This window comes from Marinobacterium sp. BA1 (assembly GCF_041155135.1).
Taxonomy (GTDB): domain Bacteria; phylum Pseudomonadota; class Gammaproteobacteria; order Pseudomonadales; family Balneatricaceae; genus Marinobacterium; species Marinobacterium iners.
Map to the genome: position 1 here is coordinate 875,572 of NZ_BAAFHC010000001.1, position 18,562 is coordinate 894,133.

General features: G+C 55.6%; 15 protein-coding genes. 13 read left to right on the top strand and 2 right to left on the bottom strand.

The window, feature by feature from the left end:
* The first annotated feature begins 40 nt into the window (after window positions 1–40).
* Entirely contained in the window at window positions 41–1,714 is a 1,674-nt protein-coding gene (locus ACAM29_RS04245; RefSeq protein ID WP_369623308.1) for a methyl-accepting chemotaxis protein, read from the top strand.
* 59 nt (window positions 1,715–1,773) lie between these two features.
* On the opposite strand, the gene ACAM29_RS04250 is transcribed toward ACAM29_RS04245, so the two are convergent.
* Window positions 1,774–3,903 carry an FAD-dependent oxidoreductase gene (locus ACAM29_RS04250; RefSeq protein ID WP_369623309.1) on the bottom strand — a complete coding sequence of 710 codons (2,130 nt, stop codon included), beginning with the start codon at window positions 3,901–3,903 and terminating at the stop codon, window positions 1,774–1,776.
* A 51-nt stretch (window positions 3,904–3,954) separates the two neighbouring features.
* The gene (locus ACAM29_RS04255; protein ID WP_369623310.1) at window positions 3,955–4,785 is read right to left on the bottom strand and encodes an alpha/beta fold hydrolase; all 831 of its coding nucleotides are present in this window, start codon (window positions 4,783–4,785) and stop codon (window positions 3,955–3,957) included.
* Window positions 4,786–5,011: 226 nt separating this feature from the next.
* On the opposite strand from ACAM29_RS04255, the gene ACAM29_RS04260 reads away from it, so the two are divergent.
* From ACAM29_RS04260 to ACAM29_RS04315, 12 genes are all read left to right on the top strand, one after another.
* Window positions 5,012–5,743 (top strand): SDR family NAD(P)-dependent oxidoreductase, encoded by a 732-nt coding sequence (locus tag ACAM29_RS04260; protein WP_369625116.1) that lies wholly within the window; start codon window positions 5,012–5,014, stop codon window positions 5,741–5,743.
* 7 nt (window positions 5,744–5,750) lie between these two features.
* Window positions 5,751–6,380 (top strand): nuclear transport factor 2 family protein, encoded by a 630-nt coding sequence (locus ACAM29_RS04265; protein WP_369623311.1) that lies wholly within the window; start codon window positions 5,751–5,753, stop codon window positions 6,378–6,380.
* 38 nt (window positions 6,381–6,418) lie between these two features.
* Entirely contained in the window at window positions 6,419–8,248 is a 1,830-nt protein-coding gene (locus ACAM29_RS04270; RefSeq protein ID WP_369623312.1) for a long-chain-acyl-CoA synthetase, read from the top strand.
* A 17-nt stretch (window positions 8,249–8,265) separates the two neighbouring features.
* Window positions 8,266–9,477 carry a thiolase family protein gene (locus ACAM29_RS04275; RefSeq protein ID WP_369623313.1) on the top strand — a complete coding sequence of 404 codons (1,212 nt, stop codon included), beginning with the start codon at window positions 8,266–8,268 and terminating at the stop codon, window positions 9,475–9,477.
* A 3-nt stretch (window positions 9,478–9,480) separates the two neighbouring features.
* On the top strand, window positions 9,481–10,413 hold the full coding sequence (locus tag ACAM29_RS04280) for a MaoC/PaaZ C-terminal domain-containing protein (RefSeq protein WP_369623314.1): 933 nt from the start codon (window positions 9,481–9,483) through the stop codon (window positions 10,411–10,413).
* Between the two features lie 242 nt (window positions 10,414–10,655).
* A complete protein-coding gene (locus ACAM29_RS04285) occupies window positions 10,656–10,967 on the top strand; it encodes a helix-turn-helix domain-containing protein (RefSeq protein ID WP_369623315.1) in 312 nt (103 codons plus the stop codon).
* Window positions 10,943–12,211, top strand: coding sequence for a HipA domain-containing protein (locus ACAM29_RS04290; RefSeq protein WP_369623316.1), 1,269 nt, complete (start codon window positions 10,943–10,945; stop codon window positions 12,209–12,211). Before ACAM29_RS04285 ends, ACAM29_RS04290 begins: the two co-directional genes overlap by 25 nt.
* A gap of 37 nt (window positions 12,212–12,248) precedes the next feature.
* Window positions 12,249–13,247 (top strand): AraC family transcriptional regulator, encoded by a 999-nt coding sequence (locus ACAM29_RS04295; protein ID WP_369623317.1) that lies wholly within the window; start codon window positions 12,249–12,251, stop codon window positions 13,245–13,247.
* Between the two features lie 108 nt (window positions 13,248–13,355).
* Window positions 13,356–14,126 carry a class II aldolase/adducin family protein gene (locus tag ACAM29_RS04300; protein WP_369623318.1) on the top strand — a complete coding sequence of 257 codons (771 nt, stop codon included), beginning with the start codon at window positions 13,356–13,358 and terminating at the stop codon, window positions 14,124–14,126.
* A gap of 15 nt (window positions 14,127–14,141) precedes the next feature.
* Window positions 14,142–15,068: a TauD/TfdA dioxygenase family protein gene (locus ACAM29_RS04305; protein ID WP_369623319.1), complete on the top strand. Its 927-nt coding sequence runs from the start codon at window positions 14,142–14,144 to the stop codon at window positions 15,066–15,068.
* A 3-nt stretch (window positions 15,069–15,071) separates the two neighbouring features.
* Window positions 15,072–16,007 (top strand): NAD(P)-dependent oxidoreductase, encoded by a 936-nt coding sequence (locus tag ACAM29_RS04310; protein ID WP_369623320.1) that lies wholly within the window; start codon window positions 15,072–15,074, stop codon window positions 16,005–16,007.
* A gap of 516 nt (window positions 16,008–16,523) precedes the next feature.
* Window positions 16,524–18,560, top strand: coding sequence for an ATP-binding protein (locus ACAM29_RS04315; RefSeq protein WP_369623321.1), 2,037 nt, complete (start codon window positions 16,524–16,526; stop codon window positions 18,558–18,560).
* Window positions 18,561–18,562: the final 2 nt, after the last annotated feature.

Here is an 18,562-nt window from a genome sequence, read left to right on the forward strand (position 1 = left end):
TAAAGTGTGTAGGCCTCAGATATTGTTTTTGAGGGACCCCATGAAAATAAGAACAAAATTTCTCTCCATCTCCATCGTGCCCATGATCATTGTGGTGCTGGCCGTGATGCTGGTTGTGCAGTGGCAGCTGAAGCGTCTGGAGCAGGCGGAGGTTTCCACTATCCGTTCCGAAATGCTCACGGCGCGACAGCAGGAACTGCAGAATTACATCGACATGGCGATGGGGGCCATTCGTCCGCTGCAGCACCGCCTGGACATGCGCTATGAGGAGAAAATCGCTCAGGCCAAGGAAGTGCTGAACGGGATGACCTTTGGCGACAGCGGTTTCATCTATGGCTATGACCTGGATGGCAACATTGTCTTTCATTCCGGCAACACCGACATGATCGGCAAGTCGGTACTGGATCTCACCGATTCCGATGGCAAGCCATTTGTCCGTGAGATCATCGACACGGCGATGGACGGGGGCGGTTTTGTGCAGTTTCGCTGGCCCCGAGAGGCCGGCGCCGAGCCCTCGCCACGCCTGACCTATGCCCGTGAAATCGAAGTCTGGGGCTGGGTCATTGCCACCGGGTTTTTCATTGATGACATTGATACCGAGGTGGCCCGACGTGAAGCCAGTATCGCGCATACCATTACCCAGACCATGATATGGATTATGGGTGCGGGCCTTGCGCTGGCACTGTTGGTCAGTGCGGTCAATCTGCTGTTGTCGCGGCGCATGCTGGCCCCCCTGCAGCAGACCGCTCAGGCGTTGCTGGATATTGCCGAAGGGGAGGGCGACCTGACGCGCCGGCTGGATGTACAAAGTCGCGATGAAGTTGGCGACGTGGCGCGCGGCTTTAACGGTTTTGTGGACAAGATCCACCAACTGGTACGTGAAGTGCAAAGCGCTGTAGCGTCCTTGAGCCGCTCAACCGAGTCGATGACCGAAGTGGTCAGTCAGACGCAGGCCGACAGCCGTCAACAGCGTGAGGATACCGCACGCACGGTTGCGGCCATTCAGGAAATGGTGGCGGCAGTACAGGAAGTGGCGTCCAGTGCGACCCAGGCTGCGGATGCGGCGCGTCAGGCGGACACTGATGCACTGGAGGGTGATCGCGTCGTGGCACAGACCATCGATTCGATAACCCATCTGTCTGAGGACGTGGAGCGTTCAGCCGATGTGATCATGCGCCTTGGCAAGGATGCCGATGCCATCGGCAGTGTGGTCTCGGTCATTTCCGACATCGCGGAGCAAACCAATCTTCTGGCTTTGAATGCGGCGATTGAAGCAGCCCGCGCCGGTGATCAGGGGCGCGGCTTCTCGGTGGTGGCGGATGAGGTTCGCACCCTGGCCAGCCGTACCCAGCAGAGTACTGAAGAGATTCAACGCATGATCGAACGCCTGCAGGCCGGCTCGCGTGAGGCCGTCAAGGTCATGGGCAACAGCCGTGAGCAGAGCGCTGCCACTACCGAACGCGCAGCCGGCGCAACACGATCACTGCAGCAGATCACCGCTTCGGTTGCGACGATCAGCGAAATGAACACGCAGATTGCCGGTGCCGCCGAGCAGCAAACGGCCGTGGCCAACGAAATCGAAATCAGCGTGAAAGCGGTCGCGGGACTGGCCGACAAGGCAGACCACAATGCCGGCACGCTGGCCGATACGACGGCAGGAATGGCCGAGCTGGAGCAGCGCCTGAGCCGACTGGTGATGACGTTTCGGGTTTAATACAGGATCAGTAAAAGGGCGGCCATTGCCGCCCTTGCGTGTCAGACTGCCCTGTGGGCTTAGATGAGTGTTGCCGTCTGCATGGCTGAGCGCAGCGCGCCTTCGATATAGGCCACTTCCGTGCCATCCCCGATGTTCACCACCTCGATACCCTGCTTTTCAAGGCAGCGGCTGAGGCAGTTGTTGGTATCGGCACCGATCGCCAGCACCACGGAGTCTGCCGCCAGTTCATGACAGTTCCCCTCGGCATCGGAGTAGTTGACGCTCTTTTTGCCGATGGTGTGGACCTGGGTGTTTTTCTCCATGCGCACATCGTGGCTTTCCAGGTTGTGCAGCACCTTCCAGCGACGGACGATGGACAGTTCAGCACCCAGGTCCGGGCCCGGTTCCAGTACATGGACGTTACGGCCACGCTCAACCAGAAATTCGGCCAGTTCAAGGCCGACCAGTCCACCGCCGATGATGGTGACGTTCTTGCCCAGCGGCATCCAGAGTTTGGACAGACTCTGCATCGCTTCGGTGCTGTTGGTCACACCCACCAGCGAGCCCGACTTCATCATCATGCGCTGGGTGACGTTGAGCTTGCGCTTGGCGATATCGCCCCCTTCACCAGTCATCAGCTTGCGCAGTTCGTCACCGGACCAGACATGTTTCTGATCGGCGCCGGGGATATCCGGTGCATTGCGGCGTGCCCCTACGGCAACGATGACCTGATCGGGCTTGAGTGCACTGACCAACGCTTCATCCGCATGGGTATTGAGGCGGATGTCGATCGGCAGATCACGGACCTGCTTGATCAGGTAGTCCAGCAGAGCGCCGTTTTCCGGGTAGGCCAGCGCGGCAAAGAACAGGGTGCCGCCCAGACGGCCACTGCGCTCGACCAGGGTGACCTGATGACCACGCAGCGCGGTGACACGTGCGGCTTCAAGCCCGGCCGGACCGCCGCCCACCACCAGCACCTTTTTCGGGCTGTCGCTGGCGATCAACTGCAGTTCTGACTCATGCCCGGTTTGCGGATTGACGGCACACTTGACCCGCTCATTGACGAAAATCTGGCTCACGCAGGCGTAGCAATAAATGCAGGGCCGCACGTCGGCGGCACGATTTTCCTGCAGCTTGATGGGCAGATCCGGATCGGCCAGCAGCTTGCGTCCCATGGCGACGAAGTCGCACTTGCCATCGGCTACGGCCTTGTCGGCCACATCGGGGTCTAGGCGACCTGCGGCGGTAACCGGAATATCCACCTGTTTGCGAATATGTGCAGCCCAGTCGAGGAACATGGCGCGTTCCTGGGGAATTGGTGCCTTGGTGAAGGCGTTGCCGGTGCTCAGGTTGGCATAGGCCGATACGCTGATCAGATCGATGCCGGCGTCCTGAGCCATCAGGGCAGTCAGGGTGGCATCTTCAAGGCTGATGCCGCCGGGCAGATCCAGCTCGATGGCATCCATCCGCATCCAGACCGGGTAATCACGGCCGACACGCTCACGCACGGCGTGGATCACTTCAAGCAGCAGGCGTGCGCGGTTTTCCAGCGGGCCACCGTATTCGTCATCGCGTTTGTTGTAGTAGGGCGAGAGAAAGCCGGAAATGATATAGGTATGACCGGCGTGGATCTCGACGCCATCAAAACCGGCCTTTTGTGCCCGTTCGGCGGCATCGGCGAACCAGGTCACCATCTGCTGAATGTCCGCCTTGTCCATCACACGGATACGCACGCCCTTTTTATCGCGCCCCTTGGAGGAACTGATGAAACGGCCCAGTTCCGACTGGGTGAGGGCGGCGAACATGTCGGTGTTGGCGGCGGGCGGCATGGAAGGCACCCACAGCTCACGGCCTTCGGCCAGATCGCGCACCGAGGTCTTGCCGGCATGCTGCAGCTGGATGGCGATTTTGGCGCCGTGTCGATGGACCCGGTCGGTGAGCTGCTTCAGGCCCGGAATGAAATCATCCGAGGAGATGCCCACCTGATAGGGTTCGGCAGTGCCGGCGGGATAGGCTATGGAGCCGACCCCCATGGTCAGCAGACCGGCACCGCCCTTGGCGCGGGCTTCGTAAAACGCCTGAATGCGCTCGCCACAGCGTCCATCGGACTCGGCGAAGTTGGACCCCATCGGGGCCATGAGAATCCGGTTTTTCAGCTCAAGTGAACCGATCTTGCCCGGTTGGAAAAGATGTTGATAAGCGGCCATAGGTATCACCCTCGCGTCTGCTCAGAGTATGAAGTCGCAGCTGACATGGCATCAACCCTGCTGCAGGAAATCGATACAGGTGCGGTTGAACAGGTCGGTGTGTTCCACCTGAACCCAGTGACCACAGCGGTTCAGCATCAAAAAGCGTGCCTCGGGTGCCTTGTCGAGGAACTTGAACACGCCCTCGACCGGGTTGAAACGATCATTGCTGCCCCAGAACCCCAGAATCGGGCAGGTCAGCTCACCCAGACGCTCGGTCATGTTGGGGACCATCATGGTTGAGAACAGGTTGGCCGGCTGAGTGACGGCAACGGCGGCGCGTTCTTTCAGCAGTTCTTCATCCAGCTGGGAGGCATCGAACAGCTGCAGCTGCATCACCTGACGCATCTCTTCCACGCCCATGGGGCCCTGGCCAAAGACTTCGACCATGCGCACGATGCCTTCCATCTGGAAGTAGGTTTCGCGCTCTTCCACACCGCCCGGTGCCATCAGGACTAGACGCTCAACCGAAGCAGGATGCGCCAGTGCCTGCCCAAGGGCAATGGCACCGCCGAGAGAATTGCCCAGCAGAGTGCAACGCTCGATGCCGGTTGCATGCAGGAACTGGCTCAGGCACTCGACAAAGAAATCCAGATTGTAGTGAGCATCTTCCGGCTTGCTGGAGCGGCCAAAGCCCGGCAGATCCAGCACGATATTGCGATAGCCGGCCTTGGCGAATACGGGGTAGTTGGTCTTGAAGTTGCTGTAGCCGCTGGCGCCGGGGCCACTGCCGTGCAGCCAGAGCACGACCGGGCCTTCGCCCACGTCCAGATAGTGCAGCGTCAAACCGTTTTCGAGTTGGGCATACTGGCCAACGGGCAATGGCAGGTCCTGATGATCCATTGTGTTCTCCTTATTATGGGCGGCACTGTAACAGTGCCGCGGACAGATCGGGTCTCGCTTATCCTCCAACTGACCTCCCCTGTCTGCATCGTCCGTTCAGACCAGCGCCGGCGCGGGTGCCACTTAGTCTTGATGGACGATGTTCAGCTTGCGCCGCTGGTCAAAGATGCATCACACAACAAGAACCTGAAAGCGATGTGCCCAAGGGCGCACGGGAGGACGTGTGATGAAACATCAAGACAAGGTGGTATTCGTAACCGGCGCGGGTCAGGGCATGGGACGGGCGATCGTACAACGCTTCGCTGCCGAAGGTGCCAAAGTGGCCGCGATCGATATCAACAAGGACGCGGCTGCCGATACCGCTGCTTCCTGTGAAGGTGAAGTGATCGCCATCGCCTGTGATATCGCCAACAGTGAGTCCGTCAAGGGCGTGATGCAGCAGGTCAAGGACGTCTTTGGCCGTCTGGATGTGGTCATCAACAACGCCGGTACCGGCTCGGTTGATGCCTTTCTCGATACGCCGGATGAAAACTGGGATCGCGTCATCGGCGTCAACCTGAAAGGCACCTTCCTGTGCTGTCGCGAAGGCGCACGCCTGATGCTCGAAAACGGTGGCGGCGCGATCATCAATGTCTCCAGCTCGGCGGCCGTTTCCGGTGAGGGCCCCAGTCATTACGTGGCATCGAAGGCCGGTGTCATGGGTCTGACGCGCAGCATTGCGCGTGAGCTGGCGCCGAACGGTATCCGCGTTAACACTCTGGTCCCCGGTGCGACCAATACCCCGATGATGCAGGGCATCCCCGAAGAGTGGATGCAGCAGATGATCAGTGCCATCCCGCTGGGCCGTATGGCCGAGCCGGATGATGTGGCCAAGGTGGCGTCCTTCCTGGCCAGTGACGATGCCGGCTTCATCACCGGACAGAACATCGCCGTCAATGGCGGCATGGTCTTCATCTGAGGTGGTTATGGCTGAGATGACACTGGAACAGCGAATCGATCGTCTGGAGTCCACCGAAGCCATTCGGCAGCTGGCAGGGCGCTATTCACTGTCGCTGGATATGCGGGATCTGGATGCGCACGTGAACCTGTTTGCACCGGATATCCGCGTCGGACGCGAGAAGGTGGGGCGTCAACACCTCAAGGCCTGGGTGGACTCCACCCTGCGCGATCAGTTCACCGGCACCTCGCATCACCTGGGACAGCACATCATCGAGTTCGTCGATGCCGATCACGCCATCGGCGTGGTGTATTCGAAGAACGAGCACGAGGCCGGTCCCGAGTGGGTGATCATGCAGATGCTCTACTGGGATGACTACGAACGCATTGATGGCCAGTGGTATTTCCGTCGTCGCCTGCCGTGCTACTGGTATGCAACCGATCTGAACAAGCCGCCCATTGGCGACATGAAAATGCGCTGGCCGGGTCGTGAACCCTACGAGGGCACCTTTCATGGTCTGTTCCCGTCCTGGCAGCAGTTCTGGAGCCGGCGACCGGCCGAGGATGTGCTGCCCGAAGTGGCAGTTCCGGCACCTGTAGACCAGTTCCTGCAGACCATGCGCGGCGATACACCCGCGCCGAAAATCCGGGTACGCTGAAGCAGCGGCCCGCAACATAACAAAAAAGGAAGATGCGCATGAGAGCCAACCAATCTGCGCCGTCAACAGCCGCGGTCCCGCGCGAGGAAACCCAGCACAAGCTGGATCGCCGTTCCCAGGCGGCTGCGCTGATCAAGCCCCTGGATCATTACACCCTTGCCGACCGTATTGAAGAACAGGCCGATGCACTGGGAGACCACCCGTTCATCATTTACGGTGAAACCCGTCTGAGCTATGCCGAGCTGGATGCCCGCGCCAACCAGGTCGCACATGCGGCGCTGGCCTGTGGCCTCAAGCCCGGTGATGTCTGTGCGATGGCAATGGAAAACCGCCCGGAATTTTTTACCACCTGGTTTGGTTTGACCAAAATCGGTGTGGTGGTGGCCTTTATCAACAACCAGATCAATGGCCGACCACTGCAGCATGCACTGGAATCCACTCAGGCCAGGGCGGCAATCGTGGGTGAAGAGTGCGCGCACAATTTCGCCCAAACCCCCGAGATCAATACGCCGCTGTGGCTGCTTCCTGATGCAGAAAAGCCTGCAACGGCAGCCGACCTGCAGGGGATTGGCAGTGAGTTCGTTACGGCACTGGAACAGGCGTCATCTGAGCGAGTCGACCGTCGCTACCGCGAAGGGATCACCGCCGAGACACCGACCCTGCTGATCTTCACTTCCGGTACCACCGGACTGCCCAAGGCCGCCATCTACAGCCATATGCGCTGGCTCTGTTCGGGTGATGTGATGGAAGTGACCATCGACGCCACGCCGGACGACGTTTTCTACTGCTGCCTGCCGCTGTATCACGGCGCGGCGGCCACCTCGGTGACCTCAACCGCACTGAAGGCGGGCTCCAGCATTGTGGTGCGGCGCAAGTTCAGCGTCAGCCGCTTCTGGCAGGATGTGAGTGACAACGATGTTACCGTATGCCAGTACATCGGCGAAATCTGCCGCTATCTGCTCAATCAGGATGCCCCGGCAGGCAGTCACAAGCTGCGCTGCATGATGGGTGCAGGCCTGACGGCCGAGACCTGGCAGCGCTGGGTTGACCGGTTTGGCGAAATGGATATCTATGAAGGCTGGGGCTCCACCGAAGCCAACACCAACCTGATCAATGTGGATAACCATATCGGCTCCTGTGGCCGTGTACCGGACTGGAACAAGACCAATTTCCGCCTGATCCGCTACGATCTGGAAAACGATGTTCACCTGCGTGACGAAAACGGCTTCTGTATCCTCTGCGAGCCCAACGAAGTTGGCGAGGGCGTCGGGATGATCATCAATCACCCGGAGATCGGTGGCGGGCGTTTTGAGGGCTATACCTCAAGGGATGCCACCGAGCAGAAGATCCTGCGCGGCGTGTTCAGCGAGGGGGACAGCTGGTGGCGTTCCGGCGACCTGCTGCGGTTTGATGAAGATGGCTATTTCTACTTTGTTGACCGTGTCGGTGATACCTTCCGCTGGAAGAGCGAGAACGTCTCCACTCAGGAAGTGGCCAGTGCGCTGGGCGACTTCAAGGGCGCCGAGTTGATCAACATCTACGGTGTACAGGTGCCGCAGCATGAGGGCCGTGCCGGTATGGCGGCGATTGTCATGCAGGAAGGCGAGTCGTTTGATCCGCAGGCGTTCTACGATCTGACCGTTGAGCGGGTGCCGAACTACGCGGCACCGCTGTTCGTGCGCGTCAGTGCCGCGGCCGACATGACCACCACCTTCAAGCTGCGCAAGGTGGACCTGCAGCGTCAGGGCTATGCGCCCGAGCACTGTGCCGATCCGCTGTATGTGCGTGATGACCGGGCCGGGACCTACAGACCCTATTCGACCGATGTACTGGCCGAAGTCGGGTTGCCACCATTTGAATATCAATAAGGCGTCGGGAGATGACAATGGGATTGAGAGGAGATGCCGCGATAGTGGGCGCGGCGCAGTACAAGCCTGAAAAATATGCCACGGCGCCGCAGATGTTTCACCTGGAGCAGGTGGCCGATCTGGCGGCCCAGGCACTGGAAGATGCCGGTCTCAAGGCCAGCGATCTGGATGGCTTGGTGATCAACGGGCCCCAGTTTCACGAGGCGTCCGTTTTCGTACCGGCCATGGCCGCTGAGTACCTCGGCATTGAGCTGAACTTTGCCGAAGTGGTCGATCTGGGCGGCTGTACCCCCGTGGGCATGGTATGGCGTGCCGCCGCAGCCATCGAGATGGGCCTGTGTGAAGCGGTGCTCTGCGTCATTCCGATGCGCCTGGCACCGTTCGGCCCAAGCGAAGATCCGGCCTGGATGGCGCGCGCCATGCGCTTTGGCGGACACAGCACCGCCTATGGTGCCCCGGAGGCGGAATTCGACCTGCCTTACGGTCACATGGGCCAGAACACCGGCTATGCCATGATCGCCCAGCGCTACGCGGCGCAGTACGGCTACGACCAGGCGGCCATGGCCAAGATCTGCGTCGATCAGCGCACCAATGCACTGTCCAACCCGGATGCCATGTTCTTCGGCAAGCCACTGACGGTCGAGGATGTGCTGGGCAGCAAAATGGTGGCCGACCCGCTGCACGTACTGGAGATCGTGATGCCGGTGGCCGGTGGTGCCGCCGTGATCGTCACCTCCAAAGAGCTGGCGGCCAAGACCAAACACCGTCCGGCCTTCGTGAAGGGCTTTGGCGAGCGCCTGTCGTTCAAGTCGCCGTCTTATGCTAACGATATGACTGTGACCCCGGTGGCGGCTGCGGCCAAGCGCGCCTTCGAAATGGCGGGCGTCAAGCCGCAGGATATGGACGCGGCCCAGATCTACGACTGTTACACCATCACCGTGCTGCTGTCGCTGGAGGATGCCGGCTTCTGTCCCAAAGGGGAGGGGATGCGCTTCATCAAGGAGAACGACCTGACCTTCAAGGGTAACTTCCCGCTGAACACCCACGGCGGTCAGCTCAGCTTCGGTCAGGCCGGCAGTGCCGGCGGCTTCTCGCAGGTGATCGAAGCCTACACCCAGATCGCCGGGCGTGCCGATGCACGTCAGCTCACGCGTTGCGATCAGGTGTTCGTCTCCGGAACCGGCGGCGTGATGAGTGAACAGGGTGCATTGATTCTGCAGGGGGGCTAAGTCATGAGTCTGAAACCGATGCCAGAGATGACCGAGATCTCCAAGCCCTTCTGGCAGGGCCTGAACGAAGGCGAGATCCGTATTCAGCAATGTAACGCCTGTAACGGCTGGGTGTTCTACCCGCGCCGTCACTGCACCCACTGCCTGGCCCATGATCTTGAGTGGAAGTCGGTGTCCGGCAAGGGCACGCTGTATACCTATACCCTGACCCGCATCCCGACGCTGCCGGAGTTTGCCGACGAGATGCCGCAGGCGCTGGCGGTGGTCGAGCTGGAGCAGGGCGTGCGCGTCAACGCCACCCTGGTGGGACTGGCCGAAGACGAGATCAAGGTCGGCATGGCGCTGAAGCCGGTGCTGGATCAGGTCGATGCCAAGGGCAACACCCTGCTGCGCTTCACCGCTGCCGACAAGGCATTGGACAGCCTGCCGTATGTGAACCCGCTGGACAGCCTGCCGCGCAACGACAAGGGGCAGGTACAGGTGGCGGTGGATAACCCGGTGGCCCTGCAGGCACTGGTCAGCGATGAGTACACCGACTGGAGCAACACACTGCTGGTGGATCAGGCGCTGATCAACACCTTCGCCGAACTGTCCGGCGACAACTACTGGATCCACACCGATCCGGAGCGTGCCGCCAAGGACAGCCCGTTCGGCACCACCATCGCCCATGGCTCGCTGGTGCAGGTGCTGCAGTCGCGCCTGAACTTTGCGTTGCCGTTTGAAATTACGGGATTCCAGACCATGGTCAATTACGGCTCTGACCGTCTGCGTTTCCCGTCGCCCGTTCCGGCTGGTTCCGAGATCCATGCCCGGGCGCGGGTGAAGTCGGTGCAGCAGTCCCGCAAGGGCACTGCGCTGACGCTCGAGGTCAATATCCACGTTGTGGGTAATGACCGACCCTCGGTCATCAACGATCTGGTCATTCTGTATCGCTGATTTCTGTTTTGTTCATGCTGTGTGCTTGTTTTGCCGCCCTTCGTGAGTTGGGCGGCTTTTTTGTGTTGCAGTGCTGTGGAGAAGTGCTTATTTGCCCTTCAGTTGGTTATTAAAACAACCGAACGGTTATTAATCGTCGCTATTAACGCTCACAATGCTCGTATTTAACCGTTCGGTTATACTTGGTTGAAAATGTCCGGGTTTTCGATATTCTCTAACTGAACGGTTATTGGGGTGGCTATATGAAGCTTCGCATCGAGAGCGTAGAAGACATCGGGACGCTTGTTCGACTCACACGAAAAGCCCAAGGGCTCCGTCAGGACGACCTGGGTGCCATGGCAGGCTGCAGTCACAAATATGTGGTGGATGTCGAAAAGGGCAAACCGACGATCCAGACCGGGCTGCTGCTGGCACTGCTGGAGGAGCTTGGGATTGAAGTGACCGTTGATTTACCCGGAGATGCTGTCGACGTACTTAAGCAGAAGCTGTTGTCTCAAGATACTGCCATTCCCAATCACAGGCGCGAAAAATGGCTGTCTCAGATCGAACGTTAGTGGTGTGGTCGAACCACAGCAAAGTCGGCACCCTGCAGGAACATAACAACCTGTGGGTCTTTGAATACGATCCAGCGTGGGCGATGTTCGATTTGTCTCCGACGTTGCCGCGCGCGGTGGGCAGGATCGAGGATGGATCGAGTAAGCGACCCACCCAGTGGTTCTTCGATAACCTGCTTCCTGAAGAAGGAGCACGGACACTCCTGGCGGCTGATGCCGATATTGATGAAGCCGATGCATTTGGGCTTCTTGCTCATTTCGGTGCAGAGTCAGCAGGTGCACTGACCCTGTTGGGCCCTGCTGAGACCCCGGGCCCGGGAGGACGGCACCCGTTGTCATTTTTAGAGCTCTCGGCTCGCATTAAAGCCCTTCCGGATGTGCCGCTGTCTCAGGGCGGCAGCAAGCGAATGTCACTGGCCGGTGCTCAGCACAAGCTGCCTGTTATTTTTGACAACGGAGAGCTGTTTGAGCCCGATGCCGCGGAACCGTCTACCCATATTCTGAAACCCGACCACAGCAAGCCCGATCAGTACCCCCACAGCGCCATTAATGAGTTTGTGATGATGAAACTGGCACGGGCCGTTGGGCTGGCTGTACCAGACGTGTACCTGATCCACGTACCGGAGCCGGCTTACCTGGTAGAGCGTTTCGACCGTGCATTGGAAAACAACGTAACCCGGCGGCAGCATGTCATCGATGCCTGCCAGTTGTTGTCCTTGGACAGAGCATTCAAGTACACCCAATGCCTGCCGGATACGTTGACGGCCATCGTTGATCAGTGCCGAGCCAAGGCGGCGACGCGAAAAGTGTTGTTCGATTGGTTTGTGTTCTGCCTGTTGATTGGTAATACGGATAACCACCTCAAGAACCTGTCGTTCTATATGTCACCGGAAGGGGTGGTCATCACCCCGCATTATGATTTGCTCAGTACGGCGGTCTATGAACCTGACAATGGTTGGTTGAAGGCGAGACTGGAGTGGAAGATTGGCTTGGTGAAGACACTAGGCGAGGTGAGTCCTGCCTACCTGGCAGAGCTGGGCCGTATCCTCAAGGTCCCGCCGCGTTTACAGACGCAAACTGTCAGTCGCATGGTCAAGGCAATTGAGCAGCAGTTCCCCGCGATCTATGATGAAATCCAAGCAACACCGTATCCTACAAGCGTGAGCCAGGAAGGCGAATTGCGTTTGCTGCGGCAGATCCAGCACGGGGTGATTGCCGATATGGCTACACGATTGACATCTTGAGTGGGAACACAATGATTTGGCTATACCTGTTCAACCCATGAATACTGATGCCCGCTATATCATCTGGCTCCTCGACTTTCTGTCGGGCAAAGGCGTTGATACACAAGCGCTGAGTGCAGCACACAACCTCAATCAGCTAACGTCTCTGGAGGTTTCAATCAGCAACGTGACGCATCGCGCGTTGTTGGCCGATGCCCTGCGCCTGACGGGCGACACCGGGCTTGGCTTGAAAATAGGGTATCAGCGCTCACTGGCGACCTACGACCAGCTGGCGTACCTGATGATGAGCTGCACGACCCTGCGCGAGGCGATTGAGCGAGGACTTAAATACCAGAGCTATCCGGGGCGTTTTTCCGGGCAGTCGATCATTACCACCTTTAGCGAAATCGAAGGGCAGGGCTGCTTTCAGGTCAATGTAAAAGAGGCGCTGGATGACTTGAGGCTGCTGGCGGTTGAGGACCTGCTCAGCAATATCATCACAACGGCACGCTGGGTGCTGGGACAGCCCTTGCCGGTGACTCGGCTGCGCTGTGACTATCCGGCACCACCCCATGCAGATGACTACCACGCCATCTTTGAGTGCGAACTGCAGTTCGATGCACCGGTGATCCAGCTGTTTTTCGATGCGGCGATTCTCGATCAACCCCTGCCTAATGCCAGTCCACACAGTGCACGACTGTATGAAGCGATGTGTGAAGAGCAGAGTATCCGCCGACAGGGGGGTAATGTGGCCTGGCGGCTCTGGCCGCTGATTGTCGAAGATCCTGCCAACCCGCCCGATATGATCGAGGCGGCCAAGGTGCTGTGTTGCAGCCCGCGTACCCTGAGGCGCAAATTGCAAGCTGAGGGGTGGCACTACCAGCAAATTGTTGATTGCGTCCGTGAAATCCACGCACGCCGTGCATTGAGCGATCCCACCTTGCCCATTACGCAAATCGCCGTGCAACTGGGCTACTCCGATCATTCCGGCTTTCTCAAGGCATTCAAAAAGTGGACCGGCATGACCCCGAGCGAGTTTCGTGGGCGCCTGTTTTAAGCCTCTCAATCTGTCCACTTGGGCCTGTTGATTGGCCGGATTTTACAATGCCCTCCAGTCAGGAGTGATTATCATCATTCGACACGCAACAAAATAAGGATTAACGCCGTGTTGAAGACCGATCACCTCAATGTCGAAATGTTTGAAAAATTTGCGCCACGACCGGGCGAACGTGCACTGCTGCCCGAGCTGACACCCAAGGCGCAGGTGGCGCTGATGTGCCGCATGCTCTATGCAGAAGGCTGGGATGACCATATCGCCGGGCATATTACCGTGCGCCAATCCGACGGCACCATCCTCACCAACCCTTGGGAGCTGACCTGGGATGAGGTCACGGCCAGCGATATTGTGACCCTGGACGATCAGGGTAATATTCTCGACAGCAACTGGAACACCACCCCCGCCATCGGCCTGCATCTGCAACTGCACGAGGCCCGCTCCGACATCAATGTGGTTATTCATAACCATCCCAAGTGGAGTGGTATCTGGGCCAACCTGCAGGAAACCCCGCCGATCTATGATCAGGCCGGTGCCTATTGCGGCTCCGAGTTGCCGATTTACAACGAATATCTGGGTACCTTTGAGAACAAGGCCACCAGCCTGACGGCGGTCGAAGCATTGGGTGATGCCAAGTGGGCGCTGCTGGCCCATCACGGTGCACTGGTGGTCGGTCGCGATCTGCGTCAGGCCCATCTGCGTGCGGCAACGCTGGAGTGGCGCTGTCGTCGTGCCTATGAAGTGCGTCTGGCGGGAGGTGCCGAGCCCCTGGCCGAGGAAGTGATCCAACAGGTCAGCCTGCCGGATCCGAACGGCTTTCCGTTCCTGTGGGAAGCGATGGCGCGCCGTGAACTGCGTCGCGATCCGAATGTCGTGAACTGAGAGGAGCGCGCAGGTATGACACTGACCGTTAAACCGCTGGATAACATCGGCGTTGAGGTACAGGGCTTCGATATCACTCAACACTGGGATGATGAACTGCAGCAACAGCTGCGTGCGCTTTGGTATGAGCATGGGGTACTGGTGTTTCGCAATCAGGCGATTACCCCCGAACGGCAGATCGCCTTCAGCCTAATCTTCGGCGAGCTGGAGCTGCACCCGCTCAAGGCAACGCTGTCTGACGAGTACCCTGAACTGTTCGAGCTGGAGAGCGGCGGCGACAAGGACAAGTCGATGACCGCTTTCTACAAGGGCGAGACGATTGTTGGCCGGCTCGACTGGCATCTGGATCTGCACTACACCGGCAAACCCAACCATGGCGCCGTCCTGACAGCGGTCGAAGTGGCAGGCGAGGGAGGCCTGACCGGTTTTGGTGATCTGGCCAAGGCCTATGATGCACTGGATGCCGACACCAAGGCACTGCTCGACAAGCTGGAAGTGGCCTATGCCTTCAGCATGCAGCGCCGCCATATGCGCTACGTGGATCTGGAAGGCTACGAGCCGGGGCCTCACAGCCCGAGGAAACCCTCGGACGTCAAATTCCCGGACTTCCCTGAGTCGGTCTACCCGGCGGCCATGACCCATCCGATCACCGGCATCAAGGTGCTGGGCATTGTCGAGCAGTTTTTGGATCGCGTCGTGACGCCCTACAAGGCCGGTCTTTCCAATGACGAGTCCATCGAACTGCTGGAGCGCCTGGTGGCACACACCCGTGATCCGCAGTTCCACTATTTCCACCAGTGGCAGCCGGGTGACATGGTGCTGTGGGACAACTGGCGTGCCATGCACTGCGCCACCGGCACTCCGGTTGGCGTGCGCCGACGCATCAACCGCACCACCATTCAGGGTGATGTGCAGCTTGGACGTGTCTTGCTGGAGGAGTGACCCATGCGCATCGTTATGATGTTCGATTTTCCGGCACTGAGTGAACGGATTCGTGAAATCGTACCGGAGGCTGACATCCTGACGCTGTCCCCAACCGATCCGCTGGATCAGTTGGGGCGGGTCGATGTTGTGTTGGCTACGCCGGGCGGCAGTCAAACACTGCGTCGCCTGCTGGATCACCAGCCGGATGTTGGCTGGATTCACATTCTGGGAACGGGTGTGGATGACTACCCCATCGATCTGCTGCGTGGTCGATTGGTTAGCTGCTCAAAAGGTGCCACTGCCGTTCCGATTGCCGAATGGGTGCTGGCGATGATGCTGGCACACGCGAAACGGCTGCCCTCAAGCTGGGCTTCAGTGCCACCGGAGCAATGGTTCATGGCCGACCTTGATACGCTGGAAGGCAAAACGCTGGGCATTATCGGCTTTGGCCAGATCGGACAGGCGATAGCGCGTAGAGCATTGGCATTTGATATGAACGTGATCTGCCATATGCGCACACATCGGTCATCGGGCATGTCGGGTGTCGAATCGGTGGCCAGCCTGGATGAAATGATCCCCTACGCGGATCATTTGGTGCTTGCACTGCCATCCACCGCGGAAACCGTCGGGTTGATGGATACAGCACGTCTTTCGAGGCTGAAACCCGGCAGTCACCTAATCAACATCTCGCGCGCTGCCCTGATCGACCATGACGCCCTCAAGGAACAGCTGGATAGCGGCCAGATCGCGCGTGCCTCGCTGGATGTGGTCAGCCCTGAACCCCTGCCGGCTGGACACTGGCTGTATCAGCACCCGAGTGTACATCTCAGTCCGCACATTGCCTGGAATGGCCCGCGCAGTCACGAGCGCATGAGCCAGGCGTTTCTGGACAACCTGCGCCGCTGGTGTGCGGGTGAATCACTGCAGGGTGCCATTGATACCTGTGTTGGGTATTGAGGCTTTTGAAGGAGAGGTGGGTTACCACGATGGTGGCTCACCTGCTACATGTGCTGGAAGTCGTGAAGAGTCATACCATTTCTTATCGCCCGTGTGAGCGCGATGTTTTCATCATTCTGAAGTATTCGGCTCCTGCGTCAACCGCTGGAACACTTTTCTTAGATTTGACAAGGACTGCATTGTCGGTGATGTTTTAAGGATTATTGGAAATAGCTATCGGTTGAATCCACCGAGCATAGCGGTCATCAGACCTCTTTCGGAAATTTTTACTTCGCAAACAAAACGGTGTTGGCGGGGGGCGTGGAGCTGTAAGCTCTGATAGGACAGGTCACTGACTTTTCATGCTATTTAATACAATAATAAGCATTTCGCTAAATAAGTATTAAGATTATTCTAACGTGCTCGGATAAATAGTTAAATTATTGTGATTTTCGGAATGGTTGTTATAAAATACACATAGGGTTTAAAATTTCAAAAACTTATATTTAAATATAATATTTTGGGAATTTTATTATAATGGAATTAATCGTATTCTACCAGCTAAATGGATACTTTATCGCTCTATCTCATGAGAAAGATTTTGGCGAAAAGGTATTTATACCAGAAAGTAAGCTCATTGATATTCCGAAAAATAGCCCCTACCTCGGAGGAGTGCTTAACAAAAAAATAGGGAATTTCTTTAATGAAAAATCAAAATATATTCTTATAGAAAAAGATAGAGAGTATTTATTTTATAAATCAACATTTTTCACCAAGTATTTTCTTGGTGATACGGAAGCAACTTATAATTTTCTGAAACAAGTAAACGGTGATGTTGTAAGTAACTTTAGACATGAACAGAAAGAAAAATTATTATTTAACATTACTAGAAAAGACATAAGTCTACATGACTATTTAAAGAAGTTGTCAGAATATGTTTTCTGTGAACACTTCTCACTATGGTCTTATAATAGTCTTACTAATTTCTTCACCTGTGAGGCAACTTCGTTAGAGGAGGCGTGTGGGTATCTTATTAGTGGTGATGCGTGTAGATTATCAGATGTTCTTGATGATAAATATAAAGGCTTTGAGGCAAGATCTCCATATAATGATTGCATGAACTCTGATATTTTAGGAAGAAAAAAGATTAAATCTGTTAATAGAATAAAGCTTGATATAGGTTTCCAAAATAAAACACCTGTGGTGGTGAATTTTTATTCAGAAAAAGAAGGGTTTTATCTTGGGGATTCAGTTGTCACAAGATTGAAAAGACTAGTTGAAACAAAATATATAGAAAGTATTCAGTTAGCAGAAGAACAATTTGGCCGTCTAACGTATGAGAGCTTACCTAATATTGAAAAAGAGTCATTAGAAGTTTATTTGAAGAGGTTTTGTAAACTTGTAAGCGAAATTTTGCTTTATGAAGCATGCTCTGTTTTTATCAAGAGCGAAGAGAACCTTCTTGTATTAACCGCATCATTCGATAAAGAAGGTTTTAAATCAAATAGTGATATTGTATATCCGCTTAATGTCAATTCATTAACAACTAAAGTGGCTAAATCGAAAAAAATATACTGCTCGTATGACTTAGAAAAAGAGCATCATAACTCTCATATATATGATGAAAAGACAAAAAATAAAGGGAAGAATTGGGTTGGAATACCAATTGAAATTGGGAATGAGTTGGTAGGAGTTGTTCGTGTTAAAAATAAGTATGTTATATCAGGTGACGGTAAAAGAACAATAAAACCTCCCCGCCCCGTACACTTTGATACTCTTCAAAGAGCAAAAGTTATTCTGGAGAGTTCTATTGATATATATTATAAGTACAATGACCTAAATAAAAAGCTGGAAGCGCATGATAATTTTAACCGCGTCCTTTTGCATGAGATAAGAACACCAATATCTAAATTTAATACAGGACCAGAGATAATAAAAAGAGGATTGTCCAGAGAAAATATACCAGAAGATAAGAAAAGAAAATATATTAGCCAGTTAGAAGATATTCAAGTTTTAGGTGGGAGGTTAAAGTTACTAACTGACTCTTATTATTTTGACGAGCTTATTAAGTTAAGAAAAAGAGAGAGGATATCCCTTTTGCAAGGGATTATTTACCCAATAGTAAATATTACTAAACCATACTTGGAAAAACAGCACGATTGTTTTGTTTATATTGATATGGGCTCAATGCATTCATGGTATGTTGTTGGGGATAGAGATCTTTATACAATTGCATTGAATGCTTTGGTTGATAATGCTGCAAAATACTGTGATGATGTGCATCAGAAAATAGTAATAGATTGTAAACATGACTTCGGTGAAGATTATTTGTATGTCAGTGTTAAGAATCGAGGGATTCCTATAAACAAAGCAGAGAGGAAAAAGATTTTTGAAGATGGCTATAGAGGTAAAAAAGTTTTAGATGAGAAAATACATGGTACTGGTATTGGTTTATTTCTTGCGAAGAATATTATGATCGAGTCAGGAGGCGACCTTCTCCTTGTTCCTCATTCTGATCCCAAAGATATTGAGTTTACCCTGAAGTTCCCTGTCCCAAAAAATATGGAGTACTAGAA

Bases quoted from the DNA above. Each gene is read 5' to 3' on its own strand.
- ACAM29_RS04310 (WP_369623320.1), top strand. From the start codon at position 15,072: ATGCGCATCGTTATGATGTTCGATTTTCCGGCACTGAGTGAACGGATT.
- ACAM29_RS04295 (WP_369623317.1), top strand. From the start codon at position 12,249: ATGAATACTGATGCCCGCTATATCATCTGGCTCCTCGACTTTCTGTCG.
- ACAM29_RS04250 (WP_369623309.1), bottom strand. From the start codon at position 3,903: ATGGCCGCTTATCAACATCTTTTCCAACCGGGCAAGATCGGTTCACTT.
- ACAM29_RS04270 (WP_369623312.1), top strand. From the start codon at position 6,419: ATGAGAGCCAACCAATCTGCGCCGTCAACAGCCGCGGTCCCGCGCGAG.
- ACAM29_RS04255 (WP_369623310.1), bottom strand. From the start codon at position 4,785: ATGGATCATCAGGACCTGCCATTGCCCGTTGGCCAGTATGCCCAACTC.
- ACAM29_RS04265 (WP_369623311.1), top strand. From the start codon at position 5,751: ATGGCTGAGATGACACTGGAACAGCGAATCGATCGTCTGGAGTCCACC.
- ACAM29_RS04285 (WP_369623315.1), top strand. From the start codon at position 10,656: ATGAAGCTTCGCATCGAGAGCGTAGAAGACATCGGGACGCTTGTTCGA.
- ACAM29_RS04315 (WP_369623321.1), top strand. From the start codon at position 16,524: ATGGAATTAATCGTATTCTACCAGCTAAATGGATACTTTATCGCTCTA.
- ACAM29_RS04245 (WP_369623308.1), top strand. From the start codon at position 41: ATGAAAATAAGAACAAAATTTCTCTCCATCTCCATCGTGCCCATGATC.
- ACAM29_RS04260 (WP_369625116.1), top strand. From the start codon at position 5,012: ATGAAACATCAAGACAAGGTGGTATTCGTAACCGGCGCGGGTCAGGGC.
- ACAM29_RS04305 (WP_369623319.1), top strand. From the start codon at position 14,142: ATGACACTGACCGTTAAACCGCTGGATAACATCGGCGTTGAGGTACAG.
- ACAM29_RS04275 (WP_369623313.1), top strand. From the start codon at position 8,266: ATGGGATTGAGAGGAGATGCCGCGATAGTGGGCGCGGCGCAGTACAAG.
- ACAM29_RS04290 (WP_369623316.1), top strand. From the start codon at position 10,943: ATGGCTGTCTCAGATCGAACGTTAGTGGTGTGGTCGAACCACAGCAAA.
- ACAM29_RS04280 (WP_369623314.1), top strand. From the start codon at position 9,481: ATGAGTCTGAAACCGATGCCAGAGATGACCGAGATCTCCAAGCCCTTC.